Annotated in this window: 15 protein-coding genes and 1 pseudogene; 6 read left to right on the top strand and 10 right to left on the bottom strand. The window is 68.1% G+C overall.

Going from position 1 to position 17705, the window contains the following annotated elements:
• The first annotated feature begins 138 nt into the window (after positions 1-138).
• From B2284_RS08875 to B2284_RS08860, 4 genes are read left to right on the top strand one after another with little or no spacing between them, the layout of a single operon-like run.
• Positions 139-780 (top strand): ABC transporter permease, encoded by a 642-nt coding sequence (locus tag B2284_RS08875; RefSeq protein ID WP_038569784.1) that lies wholly within the window; start codon positions 139-141, stop codon positions 778-780.
• Positions 773-2077, top strand: coding sequence for an ABC transporter ATP-binding protein (locus B2284_RS08870; protein ID WP_006945041.1), 1305 nt, complete (start codon positions 773-775; stop codon positions 2075-2077). The genes B2284_RS08875 and B2284_RS08870 overlap by 8 nt, the downstream gene beginning before the upstream one ends.
• Positions 2074-2814, top strand: a complete 741-nt coding sequence (locus tag B2284_RS08865; RefSeq protein WP_006945175.1) for an ABC transporter permease — start codon at positions 2074-2076, stop codon at positions 2812-2814. The genes B2284_RS08870 and B2284_RS08865 overlap by 4 nt, the downstream gene beginning before the upstream one ends.
• Before the next feature lie 4 nt (positions 2815-2818).
• On the top strand, positions 2819-3802 hold the full coding sequence (locus B2284_RS08860; RefSeq protein ID WP_038569779.1) for a glycine betaine ABC transporter substrate-binding protein: 984 nt from the start codon (positions 2819-2821) through the stop codon (positions 3800-3802).
• A 152-nt stretch (positions 3803-3954) separates the two neighbouring features.
• Here the strand turns inward: B2284_RS08860 and B2284_RS08855 are convergent, their stop codons facing one another.
• Together B2284_RS08855 and B2284_RS08850 are read right to left on the bottom strand one after the other, a co-directional pair.
• Positions 3955-5640: a VWA domain-containing protein gene (locus tag B2284_RS08855; RefSeq protein ID WP_006945025.1), complete on the bottom strand. Its 1686-nt coding sequence runs from the start codon at positions 5638-5640 to the stop codon at positions 3955-3957.
• On the bottom strand, positions 5633-6637 hold the full coding sequence (locus B2284_RS08850) for an AAA family ATPase (protein WP_006945167.1): 1005 nt from the start codon (positions 6635-6637) through the stop codon (positions 5633-5635). Before B2284_RS08850 ends, B2284_RS08855 begins: the two co-directional genes overlap by 8 nt.
• 216 nt (positions 6638-6853) lie before the next feature.
• Between B2284_RS08850 and B2284_RS08845 the strand changes: the two genes are divergently transcribed.
• On the top strand, positions 6854-7915 hold the full coding sequence (locus B2284_RS08845) for a hypothetical protein (protein ID WP_131941831.1): 1062 nt from the start codon (positions 6854-6856) through the stop codon (positions 7913-7915).
• A gap of 120 nt (positions 7916-8035) precedes the next feature.
• Here the strand turns inward: B2284_RS08845 and B2284_RS08840 are convergent, their stop codons facing one another.
• The 5 genes from B2284_RS08840 to B2284_RS08820 all read right to left on the bottom strand — a co-directional run bounded on the left by B2284_RS08840 (position 8036) and on the right by B2284_RS08820 (position 14429).
• Complete coding sequence (locus B2284_RS08840; RefSeq protein ID WP_074046071.1) at positions 8036-8425, bottom strand: SRPBCC family protein; 390 nt, start codon at positions 8423-8425, stop codon at positions 8036-8038.
• Positions 8426-8805: 380 nt separating this feature from the next.
• Positions 8806-10977 carry a malate synthase G gene (locus tag B2284_RS08835; protein ID WP_074046070.1) on the bottom strand — a complete coding sequence of 724 codons (2172 nt, stop codon included), beginning with the start codon at positions 10975-10977 and terminating at the stop codon, positions 8806-8808.
• A 354-nt stretch (positions 10978-11331) separates the two neighbouring features.
• Complete coding sequence (locus B2284_RS08830; RefSeq protein ID WP_074046069.1) at positions 11332-12252, bottom strand: alpha/beta hydrolase; 921 nt, start codon at positions 12250-12252, stop codon at positions 11332-11334.
• Between the two features lie 320 nt (positions 12253-12572).
• On the bottom strand, positions 12573-13859 hold the full coding sequence (ilvA, locus tag B2284_RS08825) for a threonine ammonia-lyase IlvA (protein WP_062256791.1): 1287 nt from the start codon (positions 13857-13859) through the stop codon (positions 12573-12575).
• 93 nt (positions 13860-13952) lie between these two features.
• Positions 13953-14429 carry a Fur family transcriptional regulator gene (locus B2284_RS08820; RefSeq protein WP_006946384.1) on the bottom strand — a complete coding sequence of 159 codons (477 nt, stop codon included), beginning with the start codon at positions 14427-14429 and terminating at the stop codon, positions 13953-13955.
• 222 nt (positions 14430-14651) lie between these two features.
• On the opposite strand from B2284_RS08820, the gene B2284_RS08815 reads away from it, so the two are divergent.
• Positions 14652-15629 (top strand): TerC/Alx family metal homeostasis membrane protein, encoded by a 978-nt coding sequence (locus B2284_RS08815; RefSeq protein WP_074040467.1) that lies wholly within the window; start codon positions 14652-14654, stop codon positions 15627-15629.
• Positions 15630-15715: 86 nt separating this feature from the next.
• Here the strand turns inward: B2284_RS08815 and B2284_RS08810 are convergent, their stop codons facing one another.
• The 3 genes and pseudogenes from B2284_RS08810 to B2284_RS08800 all read right to left on the bottom strand — a co-directional run.
• Positions 15716-16579 (bottom strand): hypothetical protein, encoded by an 864-nt coding sequence (locus B2284_RS08810; RefSeq protein WP_143181241.1) that lies wholly within the window; start codon positions 16577-16579, stop codon positions 15716-15718.
• Between the two features lie 80 nt (positions 16580-16659).
• On the bottom strand, positions 16660-17301 hold the full coding sequence (locus tag B2284_RS08805) for a class I SAM-dependent methyltransferase (protein WP_062256800.1): 642 nt from the start codon (positions 17299-17301) through the stop codon (positions 16660-16662).
• Positions 17298-17705, bottom strand: a pseudogene (locus B2284_RS08800) (hypothetical protein); the annotation flags it as partial. The gene B2284_RS08805 and the pseudogene B2284_RS08800, both read right to left, overlap by 4 nt.

Raw genomic sequence — 17705 nt, 5'->3', positions numbered from 1 at the left:
CCGAGGTTGCCCATAGGCTGAAGCGAACTGCAGCCCGCGTGATCCGGGCGATCCAGCCCGCCTGGGTGTGGCTTCTCCAGCCCATGACGGCGGCCCAGGACGCTCTGCGTCACCGTCAAGGAAGGGAGGGTGAGGCCTGTGTGGGATTTCATCGCCGACCGGTGGGAGGACATCGCCTACCGCAGCTACCAGCACACGTCGCTCGTCGTGCAATCCGTGCTGCTCGCGACGATCATCGCGCTCGTCCTGGCCGTCATCGTCATCCGCAACAAGAAGCTCGAGAGCTTCGCGAACATCTTCTCGGCGATCGGCCTGACGTTGCCGTCGTTCGCGCTGCTCGGCATCCTGCTGCCGCTCGTCGGCATCGGTGCGGTGCCGTCGGTCATCGCCGTCACCTTCTACGCCGTCCTACCGATCCTGCGCAACGCCGTCGTCGGTCTGCAGGCTGTCGACGCGAACCTGCTCGAGTCCGCGCGCGGCATGGGCATGAGCAAGGTGGCGACGCTGCTCAAGGTGCGTCTGCCACTCGCGTGGCCCGTCATCCTCGCGGGGGTGCGCACCTCGACGCAGATGTCGTTCGGCGTCGCGGCCATCGCCGCCTACGCCCTCGGCCCAGGTCTCGGCGGCTACATCTTCACCGGCCTGTCTCAGAACGGTGGCGTCAACGCCATCAACTTCGCCCTCGTCGGCACGATCGGCATCGTCATCCTCGCCCTCGTGCTCGACCTCATTCTCGTCGGCATCGGCCGACTGACGATTCCCAGGGGTATCCGTGCCTGATCTGTTCCGCACCGACCACGACGCTCCCGTCACCGAGACCGTCAACGAGCAGCCCGCCAGCCATGACGTCACGGGCGCCGAGATCGTCTTCGACGACGTCGTCAAGAAGTACCCGGGCCAGGCGAAGGCGGCCGTCGGCGGCCTCAGCCTTACCGTCCCCGCCGGCGAGATGGTCATGTTCGTCGGCCCCTCCGGCTGCGGCAAGACGACGTCGCTCAAGATGATCAACCGGCTCATCAACCCGACGAGTGGTCGCATCACGATCGACGGTGACGACGTCAAGAACCACAAGGTCGACGACCTGCGCCGCAAGATCGGCTACGTCATCCAGGGTGGCTCGCTGTTCCCGCACCTCACCGTCGCCGACAACGTGGGCGTCGTGCCGGGGCTGCTCAAGTGGGACAAGAAGCGCATCGCCGCGCGCACGGACGAACTGCTCGACATGGTCGGTCTCGACCCTGCGCGCTACCGCGACCGCTACCCCCGCGAGCTGTCGGGCGGGCAGCAGCAGCGCGTCGGCGTGGCCCGTGGCCTGGCGGCCGACCCACCCGTCATCCTCATGGACGAGCCGTTCGGCGCCGTCGACCCGATCACCCGGCAGCGGTTGCAGGACGAGATGCTCAGCATCCAGCGCCAGCTGAGCAAGACGATCATCTGCGTCACGCACGACATCGACGAGGCACTGAAGCTGGGCGACCGCATCCTCATCCTCTCCGAGGGCGGGCGGATCGAGCAGTACGACACCCCCGAGAACATCCTCGCGGCGCCGGCCAACGAGTTCGTCGAGGACTTCGTCGGCTCGGGTTCGGCGCTGAAGTCGCTGCAGCTGACACGCCTCGACGAGATCGGCGCGACGCAGCTGGGTACCGTCACCGTCGGAGCCGACGCGTCCGAGGCGCGCGAGGCCGCCCAGCGTGGCGGTTCCCCCAACGTCGTCGTGCTCGACGAACGCGGACGCCCGGTCGACTTCATCAACGTCGAGCGGATGCGCGGCACCCGGGTCGAGAACCGTGGGGTCAACCTCATCACCGTCGACTCGCGTGCCACCCTCAACGACGCCCTCGACGCGATGCTCACCTCGAGCCACGGCGCCGTCGTCGTCACCGGCGGGCGCGGCGAGTACCGCGGCGTCGCGTCGTTCCAGCAGGTGATGGAGCACATCCGTCAGGTGCAGGAGCAGGCGGCCGCACTCAGCGAACGCGTCGACGGAGAGGCTGACGCGAGCTCGACGGTCGTCGCCAACACCTCCTCGACCACGGACTTCGACGCTCAGGCCGACGAGGGGGAGCAGCGATGAGGAAGCGCCTGGGGCGTGAGCGGTTCGGCATGATCGTCGGCCTGCCCATCCTCATCCTGCTCGTCGGCGGTGGCTGGGTGATCTGGCGCCTCAACGCCGACCTCGACGACATCGAGGCCCGCCAGCTCGAGTGGAGCCTGCTCGGCACCCTGTTCTGGCAACACCTCAAGGTGACGGCGGCCGCTGCCGTCGCGGTGCTCGTCACCGCCATCCCGCTGGGAGTGCTGCTGACGCGTCCGAGATTCCGGCGATTCTCCGGCCCCGTCATCGCCATCGCGAACGCGGGACAGGCGACGCCCGTCATCGGCCTCATCGTGCTGCTCGCGATGTGGATCGCGTTCGACTTCTGGACGGCGGTGCTGGCGCTCGCGATCTACGCGTTCCTGCCGGTGCTGCGCAACACCATGGTGGGGTTGCAGCAGGTCGACCAGACGCTCGTCGAAGCCGCACGCGGCATGGGCATGAGCCAGATGGCGACGCTCCTGCGCATCGAGATGCCCCTGGCTGCGCCCATCATCATGGCCGGCGTGCGCACCGCGCTCGTGCTCGTCGCGGGCACGGCCTCGTTCGCGGCCTTCATCAACGCCGGTGGCCTGGGCGAGCTCATCACGACCGGCATCAAGCTGTTCCGCTACCCCGTGCTCGTCAGCGGCGGCATCCTCATCGCGCTGCTCGCCCTCGCGTTCGAATGGGCCGGGCGCCTGCTCGAAGCCCTGCTCACGCCGAAGGGAATGTGATCGGATGACACGCCAGCGAATGAGGCGAGCGACGGGCGCCGTCGTCGCCGTCACGACGGCCGTGACGCTGAGTTCCTGCGGCCTCGGCACCTCGGGCGGGCTGACGACGAGTGCCAAGCTCGCGGGCCCCCTGGCCTCGGTGAAGAAGCTCGACGGGCTCGACATCGCGGTCGGTTCCAAGGACTTCACCGAGCAGCAGATCCTCGGCAAGATCGCGGTCATCATGCTGCAGTCGGGCGGCGCGAAGGTGAAAGACTTCACCGCCATCCCCGGTTCTGCGGCCTCGCGCCAGGCGCAGCTGACGGGGCAGGTGCAGCTCATCATGGAGTACACGGGCACGGCGTGGATCACCTACATGGGCAAGACCGACCCCATCGCTGATTCGCGCAAGCAGTACGAGGCCGTGAAGGCGGAGGACGCCAAGAACGGGTTCACCTGGCTGGAACCTGCGCCCATGAACAACACGTACAGCCTGGGCATGCGTCAGGACTTCGCGAAGAAGTACGGGCTCAAGGATCTGTCGGATCTCAAGAAGGTGCCTGTCGGCGAGCGCACGTTCTGCATCGAGTCGGAGTTCGCGAACCGCAACGACGGCTTCCAACCCATGCTCAAGGCGTACGGGATGACGTACGGCAAGGACGTGCCGACCGGCAACATCCGCAAGATGGACACCGGCGCCATCTACTCGGCGATCGACCAGAAGGTCTGCAACTTGGGTGAGGTCTTCACGACGGACGGGCGGATCAAGAGTCTCCACCTCGACGTCATGAGCGACAGCAAGCACTTCTTCCCCAACTACAACGTCTCGCCCGTGGTCAAGACGACGATCTACGACACGTATCCGCAGATCGCGCAGATCCTCGAACCGGTCGTGAAGAAGCTCGACAACGACACCCTCATCGATCTCAACGCCCGCGTCGACGTCGAGGGCAAAGATCCCGGCAAGGTCGCCGAGGAGTGGTTGAAGAGCGAGGGCTTCATCGAGTAGGTCGTGGCCGAGGGTGCTGATGGTGCGTCGTCAGCTGCCCGACTTCTGTGCAGCTGCCCCAGGAATGTGCTGAACAATCCTGGGGCAGCTGCACATTTCTCGTGCAGGTAATGGCACGTCGTCGGCGTGGCGGCACTCGAGGGGCACGGGTGTCACAAGGCGCGGGCGACGAACTCCCGCAGATCGGTGATGGTGCGTACCTCGTGCATGTCGACGATGGCGGCGTATCGGTGTGCGACGGAATCGCCCTGGCCCCACTGTGATTCGGCTTCCGGGTTGAGCCACATCGCGTGCCTCGCCTGCTGCGCGATGGTGCGCAGCGCGTCGTAGCGCGGGTCGGTGTTGTTCGTGCGCGCGTCGCCGAGGATGAGGACGGTGGCACGCGGCGTCACCGCGTCGAGGTGGTGTTCGACGAAGTCGGCGAACGTCTGGCCGTAGTCGCTGTTGCGGTGCCCGCGCGTCATGCGCCGGTTGCCCTTGAGCGCTTCGACGAGGTCGCCGTCGCGCCCGACCTCCTTGACGACCGCGGTCAGCTCGTCGACGGTGTTGACGAACCCGAAGACGCGCACGCGCGCGAACTGCGCCTGCATCGCCTGCATGAGCAGGATCGTGAACCGGCTGAACCCGGCGACCGAACTCGACATGTCGGCGAGGATGACGAGCTCCGAACGGTTCGGCGCGTGATGCGTGAACACCGGCTCGATCGGTACGCCGCCCGTCGACATCGACGCCCGCAGCGTCCGCCGGATGTCGATGCGCCCATGTGACGCGCGGCGCCGCTTGGCCGCCATCCGCGCTGCGAGCTTGCGGGCGAGAGGGTCGACGACGCGCCGCATCTCCGCGGCATCGACGGCATACGTCTGGCTGAATGCGCGACGCTCGAGCGGCGTCGTGACGGCGTGCTCCGCCAGCCGTTCGACACCACGGATCTCCGCGTTGCGTCGCCGCGTCTCGGTCTCGACACGGCGCCGGAACGCGGCGACGCGCTCGCGGGCGTCGTCACGATCGAGCCGCGGCGTGAAGCGCTCCGGCTGCCACCCTTGATCGGCACCCATCGCCTGACCGCTACCACCACCCCCGCCGCCCGAGCTGCCACCGGCCGTGCCGCCGTCAGAACCGCCGGCTTCTGGGCCCTGCTGCATGAGCTCGGATGCGCGCGCGATGGCGAGGTTCGGCTGGAACTGCTCGATCGCCTGGTTCGCGCTGAACCCGTTCTCACCCTCGCGCCGCAGCACGCCGAACTCCGTGACGACGGTGGCTGCGAGGGCGTTCAACGCCCGCTCGTCCTGAGCGGCGAGAGCCTGCGCGAGGATCTCCTGCAGCGCCCTGGCGCGCTCGCGCAGGGCCGCGGCGTCCGCCGTCAGGGGGTCGAAGTCGTCGAGTGCGTCGAGCGAGTCGGGTTCGGGCTCGCCGTCGGGGTGAGCACCGGATTTGTCTGCGGCGCCGTCCTCTTCGAGGTCCGTCAGGCGCGTGCGCGCGCCCAGGGCGGCGGGAAAGTAGAGGTCGAACAACTCGTCGAACACGCGCCGCTGCTCGCCGCGTCGCATGAACGCCGACGCGAGACCCTCGCGCAGACGCTCGCGATCGTCGAGCCCGAGAGCGGTGACGATGCGCCCCGCGTCGATGACGTCGCTCGTGCCGACGACGACGCCGTGGCGCCGCAACGCGTTCGCCAACGACACGAGTCGACGCTGCAGCACGCCCGCAGACGCGATGCCCGGGCCGGCGGATGACGTCACGGACGCGCGCGGTCCGTAGCCCGCGGTGTCCGAGTGCGCAGCTCGCCGCCCGGCGCCCGGCGCACCCGCGCCGGCGGGGATGACGGCGTCGTCAGGCATCGAGCTTGAGCAGCGTGGAGGCGCGTTCGATGTCGTCCTGGTGCTTGAGCAGCACGCCGAGGTTGGCGCGCAGCACCGTCGCGTCGAGATCGCCCGTGCCGTCGGCTCCGAGGGCGATGAGGGTGCGCGCCCAGTCGACGGTCTCGGCGACGCTCGGTGCCTTGCGCAGTGGCATCTGGCGCAGTCGGTGCACGAGTCGCACGACGGATTCGACGAGCGCCGCGTCGAGACCCGGCACCTTGAGTTCGACGATGCGCTGCTCGAGCGCCGGCGTCGGGTAGTCGATGTGCAGGAACAGGCAGCGTCGACGCAGCGCCTCCGACAGGTCGCGGGCGGCGTTCGACGTCAGCACGACGAACGGTCGCTGCGTCGCACTGATCGTGCCGAGTTCGGGCACCGTCACCTGAAAGTCGCTCAGCACCTCGAGCAGGAGGCCCTCGACCTCGACGTCGGCCTTGTCGAGTTCGTCGATGAGAAGCACCGTCGGCTGCGTGTTGCGGATGGCGCGCAGCAGCGGACGCGTCAGGAGGAAGTCGTCGGTGAAGATGTCGGTGGCAAGCTCGTCCCAGTCGTGGGCGGCGCCGCCCGATGGCGAGCCGGCGGGGCTGGAGGCGTCCGGCTGAGCGTCCGCGGCGCTGTTCGTGGTCGATGTGGACGCGGCCGCGCCCGACGAAGACGCCTGTGCCAGAGCGGTGTTGGCGGTGATGCGCAGGAGCTGCTTGGCGTGGTTCCACTCATAGAGGGCGCGGGCCTCGTCGATGCCCTCATAGCACTGCAGCCTCACGAGGTCGGCGTCTGTGCCCGTCGCGCCGGACAATGCCGCCGCCACCGCCTTCGCCAGCTCGGTCTTGCCGACGCCGGCCGGCCCCTCGACGAGCAGGGGCTTGCCGAGGGCATCAGCGAGGAAGACGGTCGTCGCGATGGCGTCGCTCGCGAGGTAGCCGGCCTCGGCGAGGCGGTCGCGGACGTCGTCGACGGATTCGAAGTGCGCAGTCACCGTGCCATTGTCGCGGATGGCTCAGGCCGCGATCGGCGAAAACGCAGAACGGTTTGACCGGGTAGGCCCTCGGAACGATTCGATGTGACGCCGGCCCCACAGCTCGCGCACACCTCGCAGTCAGGTGTACGATTAAATATAGATAACCTAATTAAACGAAGGGAAGAGATGTCCACCGCGCATCCGCCAACCGCGCAGGCCCCGATGAGGACGATCTTGTCGCACGTCATCGTTCCAATCCTCATGGGCCTCATCATGTGCGCCGCCTACCTCGGTGGTTTCCACAAGCCGTCGCCCCACCACGTGCCCGTCGCCGTCGTCGGTCAGGCTCAGCAGGCCGGCCCGCTGGCGGCCAAGGTGCAGGACGCGTTCGGCGACGAGGCGGACGTCCGCACGATCGCGACGCCCGAGCAGGCCACGGATCAGCTGAAGCACCTGAAGATCTCCGCGGCCTACGTCCCCGGTGACGGCAAGGCCGAACTGCTCACCGCCGGTGGCGCGTCCGACACGACGAAGTCCGTCGTCGAGAAGATGTTCCGCCCCGTCGCGGAGAAGCAGCACGATGCGCTGACCGTCAAGGACGTCGCGCCCCTCACCGAGGACGACCCCGCCGGCCAGAACGGTTTCTTCTTCCTCGTCGCCCTGACGGTCGCCGCGTACGCCACGTCGATCGCCATCGGCGCGGCGGCTGCGAGCCGCCCATTCGCCCAGCGCATCGCCCTCGCCGCCGGCGCCGCCGTCGTCATCTCGACGATCGAACTCGCGATCGCGGCGTGGGGTTACGACATGTTCGGTGGGCACGTGCTCGCAACGTGGGCGCTGTCGCTGCTCTACACAGCCGGCGTGCTGACGGTCGGTGTCGGCCTGCACCCGATCGTCGGACGGTTTGCGACGCTGCTGTACTCGGCGATCTTCGTCGCGCTCAACTTCACCTCGTCCGGCGGCGTGTTCGCGCCCGTCATGCAGCCGAGCTTCTTCGGTTGGCTGCACGACTTCTGGATCGGCTCCGGCTTCGTCGAGGCGCTGCGTCGCATCATCTACTTCCCGGACGCCTCGATCGCCGGTCCGCTCACCATCCTGTTCGGTTGGTTGGTCGTCGGGTTGCTCTGTCTCGCAGCCGGATGCGCGGTCGAACAGCGACGTGTTGCGCGAGCCCGTGAGCTCGAGGAAGCTGCGTCCAGCCCCGTCGGACGCCACGCCGAGCAGGCGCATCAGGACGAGCGCGACGAGCTCGACCCCGAGACCGAGGAGGAACTCGAGGAGAACGTCGCCGTCTGACGTCCCTTGCGCCCAGATGCACCCGGGTTCATCTGGGCGCAAAGATAAGCCACCAGGGGTGTGGAGAAACGCGTCACGGATGACGCGTTTCTCCACACCATCTTCGTGTCCCTCGACGCCTCACGAGCTGCGAGCGAGCCGATGGAGGGCCCACCACGCTAGCGGCCGGTAGGCCTGGCCGACGAGAGGCGGCAGATCCATCGCCATGTGGCAGCGGCACCCGCTCCGACGAACCTCGACGCGGTGCTCGCCCGTCGTCGTCAGCCCCAGGACGCTGACGCGCCAGCTCCACGTCCTCGCCACCGCATCGACGTCGGTGATGGCGAACCGCCCCACCGTCACCGGCCCGAGACGCCACCGTCCTTCCGCGCCGGGACGGATCACCACACCATCCGCCTCGACCGGCGGCATGTGCGGCGACCAGTCACGCCACCGATCGACGTGCACGTAGGCCTGCCACGCCGCGTCGACACTCGCGGGCCCGTCAGCATGGACGTCGATGCGCTTCATGTCCGAATGCTAGGCGTTCCAACGGAACCCAGGTCGCGCACAGCCCTCGGACGCCCCGCGCCGACCCCAGCACGCACGATGGCGCGTAACTCACACGCAGGCGTGCAGTTGCGTGCCTACCTGTGAGTTACGCGCCATCCTCAGGGTCAGGCGACCCTCGACTCCGTTCGCTTGATCCTCAGCGCGCGGACTACTCCTTGGCTCAGTTCCTCAGCGCCCGATTCGGCAGGGCCGGGCCGTCGCACGCTCCGGCGCGGACCTACCTCGGTCGGGCTTGATCGTCACTGAGCCCACGGCGCGCTTCGTCAACGCTCCCTACGCCGAGGTGTGAACGCCTCGCAAGCTCGGCATCCACACCCTCGACTCCGCTCGCTTGATCCTCAGCGCGCGGCTTTCTTGTCTCGCCGACGACGGTGCAGAATCGGCTCGGTGTAGCCGTTGGGCTGCTTCGTTCCCTCGAGGATCAGCTCCTTGGCCGCGTTGAACGCGATGCCGTCGAAGCCCGGCGCCATGGGCTCGTACTTCGCGTCACCGGCGTTCTGCTGGTCGACGACCGGCGCCATGCGCCTCAGCGACTCGACGATCTCGTCTTCGGTGACGATGCCGTGCTGCAGCCAGTTCGCGAGCAGCTGGCTGGAGATACGCAGCGTCGCCCGGTCCTCCATGAGCGCGACGTCGTGGATGTCGGGCACCTTCGAGCAGCCGACGCCCTGGTCGATCCAGCGCACGACGTAGCCGAGGATCGACTGGCAGTTGTTGTCGAGTTCCTCGCGCTTGTCGGCGTCCGACCAGTCCGTGTTCTCCGCGAGCGGGATCTGCAGGATGTCGTCGACCGACGCGGCCTTGCGCTTCGCGAGCTCCTCCTGCACGGCGAACACGTCGACCTGGTGGTAGTGCAGCGCGTGCAGCGTCGCGGCGGTCGGCGACGGCACCCACGCCGTCGTCGCGCCGGCCTTCGGCTGGCCGATCTTCTGCTCGAGCATGTCCTTCATCAGGTCGGGCATCGCCCACATGCCCTTGCCGATCTGCGCCTTGTGCGCGAGACCGGCAGCGAGGCCCACGTCGACGTTGTTGTCCTCGTACGCCTTGATCCACGTGGAACCCTTCATCTCGCCCTTGCGGATCATCGGGCCCGCGAGCATCGACGTGTGGATCTCGTCGCCGGTGCGGTCGAGGAAGCCCGTGTTGATGAACACGACGCGCTCCTTCGCGGCGTCGATGCAGGCGGAGAGGTTGACCGTCGTGCGGCGCTCCTCGTCCATGATGCCCATCTTGACGGTGTTCTTCGCCAGCCCGACGACGCTCTCGACGCGCTCGAACAGCTCGTTCGCGAACGCGACCTCCTGCGGGCCGTGCATCTTCGGCTTGACGATGTAGATCGAGCCGGTGCGCGTGTTGCTCACGCCGTCCTTGTCGGCGAAGCCGTGGATCGCAGCCGGGACGGTGACGAGGGCGTCGAGGATGCCCTCGCCGATCTCGTTGCCGTCGGCATCGAGGACGGCGTCGCTCGTCATGAGGTGGCCGACGTTGCGGACGAACAGCAACGAGCGGCCCGGAAGGGTGAACGTGTCGCCGCCGGGGGAGACGTATTCGCGGTCGGGGTTGAGCTCGCGCTTGAACGTCTTGCCGTTCTTCGTGATCTCCTCGGCGAGGTCACCCTTGTTGAGGCCGAGCCAGTTCGTGTAACCGAGCACCTTGTCCTCGGCGTCGACGGCGGCGACGGAATCCTCGAGGTCCATGATCGTCGTGACAGCCGACTCGACGAGGACGTCCTTGATGCCGGCCGGGTCGGTCGCGCCGATCGGGGACTCGGCGTCGATCTGGATCTCCAGGTGAAGACCGTTGTGCTTCAGCAGGATTCCCTCCGGCTGGGCAGGCAGCCCGACGTAGCCGGCGAACTCGTCAGTGTTCTTCAGCGACGTCGTGCGCTCACCGTCGAGGTGGACGACGAGCTCGCCGCCGTCGACGCCGAAGCCGGTGACGTCGGTGTACGAACCCTCGGCGAGCGGGACGGCAGTGTCGAGGAAGTTCTTCGCGAACGCGATGACGGCGTCGCCGCGCACCGTGTTGTAGGAGGTGCCCTTCTCCTTGCCGTCGGCCTCGTCGATCGCGTCGGTGCCGTAGAGCGCGTCGTAGAGCGAACCCCAGCGGGCGTTCGACGCGTTGAGCGCGAAGCGGGCGTTGAGGATCGGCACGACGAGCTGCGGGCCGGCCTGGTCGGTGATCTCACGATCGACGTTCTGCGTCGTGATGCTGAACTCGGCCGGAGCGTCGACGAGGTAGCCGATCTCGGTGAGGAAGCTCTTGTACGCGTCGAAGTCGGGCTTGCCCGGGTTGGCGCGGTGGTAGTCGTCGATCTTGGCCTGGAGGTCGTCACGCTCGGCGAGCATGGCGCGGTTCTTCGGGCCGAGCTCGGCGACGACGTCGGCGAAGCCCTTCCAGTACGTGTCGGCGTCGATACCGGTGCCGGGCAGGACCTGGTCGTTGATGAAGTCGTACAGGATCGTCGCGACCTGCAGACCGTTCACCTCGGTGCGCTGCGTGTCAGCCATGAGCGTTTCCTTCCTCGCGGGGGCATGCTGCTCCCTACGTTACTGGTCGGTAACGTCTCTGTGGGGCAAATCCTCCAAGCCGCCCTCCGCGACGCCCGTCTGCGTCGTGCCGCATCGTGCGCCCGCCCCGCCGCATCGAGTGCCCGCTCCACCGCGCCCCTGTGCGATTTGCGTCCACATCTGCGAATCTCGGCCCCCTCCGCGATTCCCGGACACATCGGCGATTCCTGTCCCCATCGGCGAGTGTCGTCCACTTTCGCAAGCCACGCCACGAACAGACCACTGAAGATGGTGGCCAGGCCGACCGGTGACGCAGGCGACTGCCGGGGTGACGACCTCTCGCCCCGCGGCGGCTCAGACGTGGGCGTCGAGCCAGGCGAGGATGTCGGCGACGACCTCGTCGCGGTTCGTCTCGTGGAGGATCTCGTGGCGCGCGCCGGGGTAGAGCGTCAGGGTGACGTCGTGCACGCCGACGCCGCGCAGCAGATCGGCGACGGGTCGCACGCCCTTGCCGTTGTCGCCGGCCGGGTCGGCCTCGCCGGAGATGACGAGAACCGGCAGATCCGACGGCGTGCCGGCCGCGAACGAACGCCGGTTGACGAGGCGCAGCCCGCCCAGCATGTCGGCGTAGAACGCATCGCTGCAGACGAACCCGCACAACGGGTCGGCGACGTAGTCATCGACGGCGGCCTCGTCGCGCGAGAGCCAGTCGAAGTCCGTGCGCGCCGGCGCGAACTGCTTGTTGAACGCCCCGAACGACATCGTGTCGAGGAGCTTGCTCGCGTGCGTGCGCCCCCGCAGACGGCCCTCGGCGCGCGCGACCTGACGTCCGACGCGGCCCAGCAGCCCAGGATCGGCGGGCGTTCCGGAGACGATGAGACCCGCCAGCAGATCGCCGTGCTGCGCCGCGAACGTACGCACCAGTAGCGAACCCATGCTGTGCCCTAGCAGGACGACGGGGCGACCCGGCACCTCGGCCTGCGCGCGCCGCGTCACCTGGAGCAGGTCGTCGACGACGCGCGTCCACCCGTCATCGTCAGCGAAATGACCGAGCACACCACCCTCGGCGGTGCGCCCGTGCCCACGGTGATCGTTCGCGTAGACGGCGTACCCGGCCGCGTTCAACTCCTGCGCGAACCGCTCGTAGCGCGCCGAATGTTCCGCCATGCCGTGAGCGATCTGCACGACGGCGCGCGCTTCTCCGTCCGGCAACCACCGCTGACCGCGGATGACGACGCCGTCACTCGCCACGACCTCGAACTGCTCTGCTGCCATGTTGACCTCCGGTGTGATTCCGCGACGCTCTTGGATGGGGCGTGAAGACCCCATCGAACCACGCCGACCCGCGATGTTGCCCGGGATTCGGGGCTCCCGTGCCCCAGATCCCGGGCAACATCGAGTGATCGTCAGAGAACTACAGAACCATTCTTCTCGGTTCTCTTCGTCAACGTTCACTTCGGCAGGATCCTCGCTGTGACATGCGCGTCCGCCCGCGCCCGGCATGGCTGGAGCAATCCTCGCTTCGCTGCGGTGACCCCACCCATGCCGTACTCGACGGACACGACGCTGCGGTCCTACCTTCGTTCACTAGATCCTCAGAGAACCATCCGAAACAGGGGCGAGTCGGGATCCACCCGCTCCACCCGCGCCGGCGACGCATCGATCCGCGCAAGCAGATCGGGCAACGACGACGGGTCGCCCAACTCCAGGCCGACGAGCGCCGGGCCCGTCTCGCGGTTGGAACGCTTCGTGTACTCGAACAGCGTGATGTCGTCGTCAGGCCCGAGCACCCCGTCGAGAAAACGCCTCAACTGCCCGGGTTCCTGGGGAAATTCGACGATGAAGTAATGCTTGCGGCCCTCGAACACGAGCGAACGCTCGACGACCTCCGCATAACGCGACACGTCGTTGTTTCCGCCCGACAGGATCGCGAGGACGAGCTCGCCATCGGCGAAGTCGACACCCGGCAACGCTGCGGGCGCGAGCGCGCCGGCAGGCTCCGCGATGATGCCGTCGCTCTGATACAGGTCGAGCATCTCCGTGCAGATCTGCCCCTCCGGCACGCTGAAGCACGGCACGCCGCCGGCAGCGATGATCGGGTACGTGTGCGCGCCGAGCAGACCGACCGTCGCGCCGTCGACGAACGGATCGGTCACCGGCACCGCCACCGGGCGTCCCTCAGCAAGCGCCGCCTGCAGCGACGGCGCCCCCACCGGTTCGACGCCGACGATGCGCGTCGACGGATGGCGCTCGCGCACCCACGCCGTGATGCCCGCCAGCAACCCGCCGCCACCGACGGGCACGACGACGACATCCGGCACCTTGCCGTACTGCGCCTCGCACTGCGCGAACGCCTCGAGTGCGACGGTGCCCTGCCCCGCGATGGTGCGGACGTCGTCGAACGCGGGCACGAGCGTCGCCCCGGTCGTCGCAGCGAATTCGCCTGCAGCGCCAGCGGCGACGTCGTACGTGTCGCCCTCGACGACCGTCTCGACCCACGGCCCGCCGAGCACTCGAACCCGCTCACGCTTCTGACGGGGCGTCGTGCGCGGCAGGAAGATCGTCGCCTTCACGCCGAGGCGCGAGCACGCGTATGCGACGCCCTGGGCATGGTTGCCGGCCGACGCGCAGACGACGCCCGCCGCGCGCGCGTCGTCGTCGAGCTGCGCGATGAGGTTGCTCGCTCCACGAATCTTGTACGAGCGCACCGGCTGCTGATCCTCGCGCTTGAGCACGACGCTCGCGCCGAACTTCGTCGACAGGCGGCTGCTCTCGAACAGCATCGTGGGGTGGAGCAGGTCGGTGAGGCGCTCGGCGGCGGCTTCGACGTCGGACGCATCGACCTCGGGACGCAGGGTGGGTGTGCTCGTCACGTCAGCCACCGTCTCACGGGCGACCCCGCGAATGTCGGGATGAACCGGATCGCGGATGCCCCCCTGGTCTCCCGCGTGCGACCCGGCAACCTCGGGCGCGGCTCAGCCGACGACGGGTGACGCAGCGGAAGCTGCGGCAGCGCCCTCGCGGCACGCGCGGCAGACGCCCCAGTACGTCACCTCGGCCTCGTCGATGTCGAACCCCTCGCTGAGTTCGGACTCGTGCGCCGCCGTCAGGCACGGTGTGTCGCCGACGGCACAGGGGATGTCGACGATCGTCGCGCATTGTCGGCACACGAGGTGGTGGTGGTTGTCGCCGACGCGTCGTTCGTAGAGCGCGGATTGGCCGGCCGGCTCGATGCGGCGGATGATGCCGTGCGCCGTCATCGCATGCAGGGCGTCGTAGACGGTTTGCGTCGAGACCTTGCCGTAACTGTCGCGCACCGCCTGGATGACGGTCTCCGCATCCGAGTGGGGGCGCGTCTCGAGGGCATCGAGGATGGCGACGCGCGGGCCGGTGATCCGCAGGTTCACCTGACGCAGCATGGTGCGCGGATCGGTGGCGGGCGTCGTCGTCATGCCTCCATGATGCCGCGATTTCTGGAACGAATCAAGAAAGTCTGCTCGTCGAGTGGGGCAGGGTCCGCAGATCGGCTATGATGGTTGGCGAGGGGAGTACTTCCCACGTCTCGGCTCCGGTCAATACGAGCGCGATCATGCGCGCTCCCGGTTCGAGAGCGGCGGATCGTTCCGCGGCGAAGGAGACCTCAGTTCGTCACTCATGCGATCTGAGGTAGTTCCATGCACTCCCTGGCCACCCCCACTCTCTGGGCCGTGACGCTCATCGGGCTCATCGTCCTGTTCGCGCTCGACTTCCTCGTCACGCGCAAACCTCACGAGGTATCGCTCAAGGAAGCGACGGCCTGGTCGACGTTCTACATCGCGTTGCCGGTCGCGTTCGGCGCCTGGTTGTGGAGCGCGCACGGCTCGACGACGGGCACCGAGTTCTACACCGGCTACCTCGTCGAGAAGTCGCTCAGCGTCGACAACCTGTTCCTGTTCATGATGCTGCTGACGGCGTTCGCCGTGCCCAAGATGTACCAGCAGCGGGTGCTCCTCATCGGCGTCGCCGGCGCCCTCGTCATGCGCGCCATCATGATCGCGCTCGGCGCGCAGTTGCTCACGAACTTCGCCTGGATGTTCGTCATCTTCGGCGCGTTCCTGCTGTGGACGGCCGTGAAGGTCTGGCGCGACACCCGTCAGGGCGACGACCACACCGTCGACCCGGGTGACATGCGCATCGTCAAGGTCATCCGCCGTTTCTTCCCCGTCACCGACGGCTACCGCGGCTCCGCGATGCTCGTGCGAGAAGATGCTGACGCCGGCGCCACCGGTCGGTCCGTCCGTCGCGCGTTGACGCCTCTGGCCGTCGTGACGCTGGCCGTCCTCGCGACGGACGCCTTGTTCGCGCTCGACTCGGTGCCCGCCGTCTACGGCATCACGTCCGACCCGTACCTCGTCTTCGTGACGAACGCGTTCGCGCTGCTCGGTCTGCGCGCGCTGTACTTCCTCGTCGAGGGCGTCCTCGGCAGGCTCGTACACCTCGGCTACGGTCTCGCCGTCATCCTCGCGTTCATCGGCTACAAGCTCATCGCGCACTGGGCGCACGACGTCTGGTCATGGGTGTGGACGCCGTCGACGGCCGTCTCGCTCAGCGTCATCGTCCTGTCGCTGCTGACGGTGACGGCGACGAGCTTGGTCGCCACCCGTCGTCGCTGAATCACGAGACAAGCCCGCCGCGCAGGCCTGTGAGGCCTGCGCGGCGGCGCGCTGTCTGCATCGCCGGGTGCCGGGCCACTCGCGCGCTACACGCGCGCGTGTTCGCGCGCCGGCACATCGGGGGTGCCGGCCGAACGCACGAGATGCCGGGCTCGCGCGGGAAACCAGGGGTCACGATCCTGCGGCGCGCCCTCGGGTTCGACGACGGCGTAGACGGCGAGCATCTCGGGCGGAAATGGGGCGAGGGAGCGCGCGAGATCATCGTCGACGTAGTTGACGCGCAGCTTGCGGCTGATCGTGCCGTCACCGTCCATGCGGTACTCGATCTTGAGCACCTTGTCCTCGGGCAGATCGTTGAGGATGTCGTCGAGGCCACGCACCTCGCTGACGCTCCAGCGGCTGCGATGCACCTCGAGCGCATCACCGTAGATGGGTGTGAGCAGTCGCGTCGTGAGCTCGACGTCAGTGGCGCTGGCGATGACGCGCGGTCGCCCGTCGTCGAGAAAACGGACGCGACGCAGCATGGCGCCGCTCGAGAACAGGCCGGCCTCGACGGAGCGCACGTGCGCGCTGACGGGGGTGCGGTCCTTCGTCAGCGGACCGGGGATGTCGTGTGCGTGCGCCCAAGCGTCCCCCGGCTCGAGTTCGCACGCACTGATCTCGTACCCGGTCCACGTCGCACGCCCGAACACGGGCTGCCCCACGAGCGGCCGCGCCTTCTTCGCGCAGTCGGTGGCCAGTGCTACGAAGGGCGTCTGCTCCCACGTCAGATGCGGCGGCGAACCGAACGGCAGCACCCCACAGCCCGTCAGGACGACCTCGTCCTCACACAGCGCCAACTGCCCCCGCAGTTCGACGCTCATCCCCTCGTCGAGCACCAAGCTCGTCATCGGATTGCTCATCGGCCTCCGCCCCCGGCTGACGGTGACGGCCGCAGGCGCCCCGTTCATTCATGCATTATGAGATCCGACTCATAAGTTGTGCAAGGGGCAACAATTCGGTGGCGGAGGCCGAAATTAGGTTGCTGGGGTCAGCGGCGCCGCAGGATGCGCAACGAGCCCGTCTGCGACACCTGCTCGAAGCCGTCGCCCAGGGCGCGTTCGACGACATGCCACGGTGCCTGCCCGCCGTCGGCCGGGTCGGGGAAGACGTCGTGCACCGCGAGCAACCCGCCGACGCTGACGTGCGGCGCGAACGCCGCGTAGTCGTGCTGCGCCATCTCCTCGACGTGGTTGCCGTCGAGGAAGAGGAACTCGACGGGGGTGCGCCACCACGTCGCGACCTGCGCCGTCGTCGCGACGACGATGCTGACGACGTCCTTGACGTGCTCGTCCCACGTGCGACGAAATGCGGGCAGCGTGTCGAGCAGCCCCGAGTGCTCATCGACCATCGACGTGTCGTGCCACTCCCAGCCGGGCTGATTCTCCTCGCTGCCGTGGTGATGGTCGACGGTCACCACCTGCGTTGCGGCGTCGGACGATCCGGCGACGACGCGCGCCGCCTGCGCGAGCAGCACCGTCGACTTGCCGCAGTACGTGCCGATCTCGAGCCAGGTGCCGGGACGGGCTCTCGCGGCCGCCTCGTACAGGGCCTGACCTTCGTCGTCGGGCATGAAACCGGTCGTCGCGTGGAAGGCGTCGAGGACGTCCTGGGGAAGGGGCGGGGTGCTCATCGGGGCTCCTCGTGGTCTCTGGCGGCGCTATGGCTCGGCGTGCGGGCCGGCCACGTCATGGCGTGGAAGAAGTTGGCGGCGGGCGTGAGGCCGTCGAGGGCATCGGCGGCGAGCAGCATCGCGCCGGCACTCCACCCCGTCTGCTCGACGGGCCACACAGCATCGTCGTCGACGACATAGCCCGTCCAATAGCCGCCGCTCGTGTCGCGTGTGTGCTGCAGGTCGGCGAAGACGGCGCGCGCGTCGCGTCGCGCGCGATCTTCGTGCGGCGTGCCGTCGAGGCAACACAGCGCCATGACGAGTTCGGCGCTCTCCCCGCCGGTGACCCATGGTCGGTCGTCGACGCAGCGGACCCCCTGGCCCTCGATGACGAAGCGATCCCAGTCGCGACGCAGGTGCGTGGC

It is taken from the genome of Dermacoccus sp. UBA1591 (assembly GCF_002322065.1).
Classification (GTDB): Bacteria; Actinomycetota; Actinomycetes; order Actinomycetales; family Dermatophilaceae; genus Dermacoccus; species Dermacoccus nishinomiyaensis.
The sequence above is the reverse complement of the archived record's forward strand: the minus strand, read 5'-3'. Positions and strand labels throughout refer to the sequence as shown.

Bases quoted from the DNA above. Each gene is read 5' to 3' on its own strand.
- B2284_RS08865 (WP_006945175.1), top strand. From the start codon at position 2,074: ATGAGGAAGCGCCTGGGGCGTGAGCGGTTCGGCATGATCGTCGGCCTG.
- B2284_RS08860 (WP_038569779.1), top strand. From the start codon at position 2,819: ATGACACGCCAGCGAATGAGGCGAGCGACGGGCGCCGTCGTCGCCGTC.
- B2284_RS08855 (WP_006945025.1), bottom strand. From the start codon at position 5,640: ATGCCTGACGACGCCGTCATCCCCGCCGGCGCGGGTGCGCCGGGCGCC.
- B2284_RS08840 (WP_074046071.1), bottom strand. From the start codon at position 8,425: ATGAAGCGCATCGACGTCCATGCTGACGGGCCCGCGAGTGTCGACGCG.
- B2284_RS08835 (WP_074046070.1), bottom strand. From the start codon at position 10,977: ATGGCTGACACGCAGCGCACCGAGGTGAACGGTCTGCAGGTCGCGACG.
- B2284_RS08830 (WP_074046069.1), bottom strand. From the start codon at position 12,252: ATGGCAGCAGAGCAGTTCGAGGTCGTGGCGAGTGACGGCGTCGTCATC.
- B2284_RS08820 (WP_006946384.1), bottom strand. From the start codon at position 14,429: ATGACGACGACGCCCGCCACCGATCCGCGCACCATGCTGCGTCAGGTG.
- B2284_RS08815 (WP_074040467.1), top strand. From the start codon at position 14,652: ATGCACTCCCTGGCCACCCCCACTCTCTGGGCCGTGACGCTCATCGGG.
- B2284_RS08810 (WP_143181241.1), bottom strand. From the start codon at position 16,579: ATGAACGGGGCGCCTGCGGCCGTCACCGTCAGCCGGGGGCGGAGGCCG.
- B2284_RS08805 (WP_062256800.1), bottom strand. From the start codon at position 17,301: ATGAGCACCCCGCCCCTTCCCCAGGACGTCCTCGACGCCTTCCACGCG.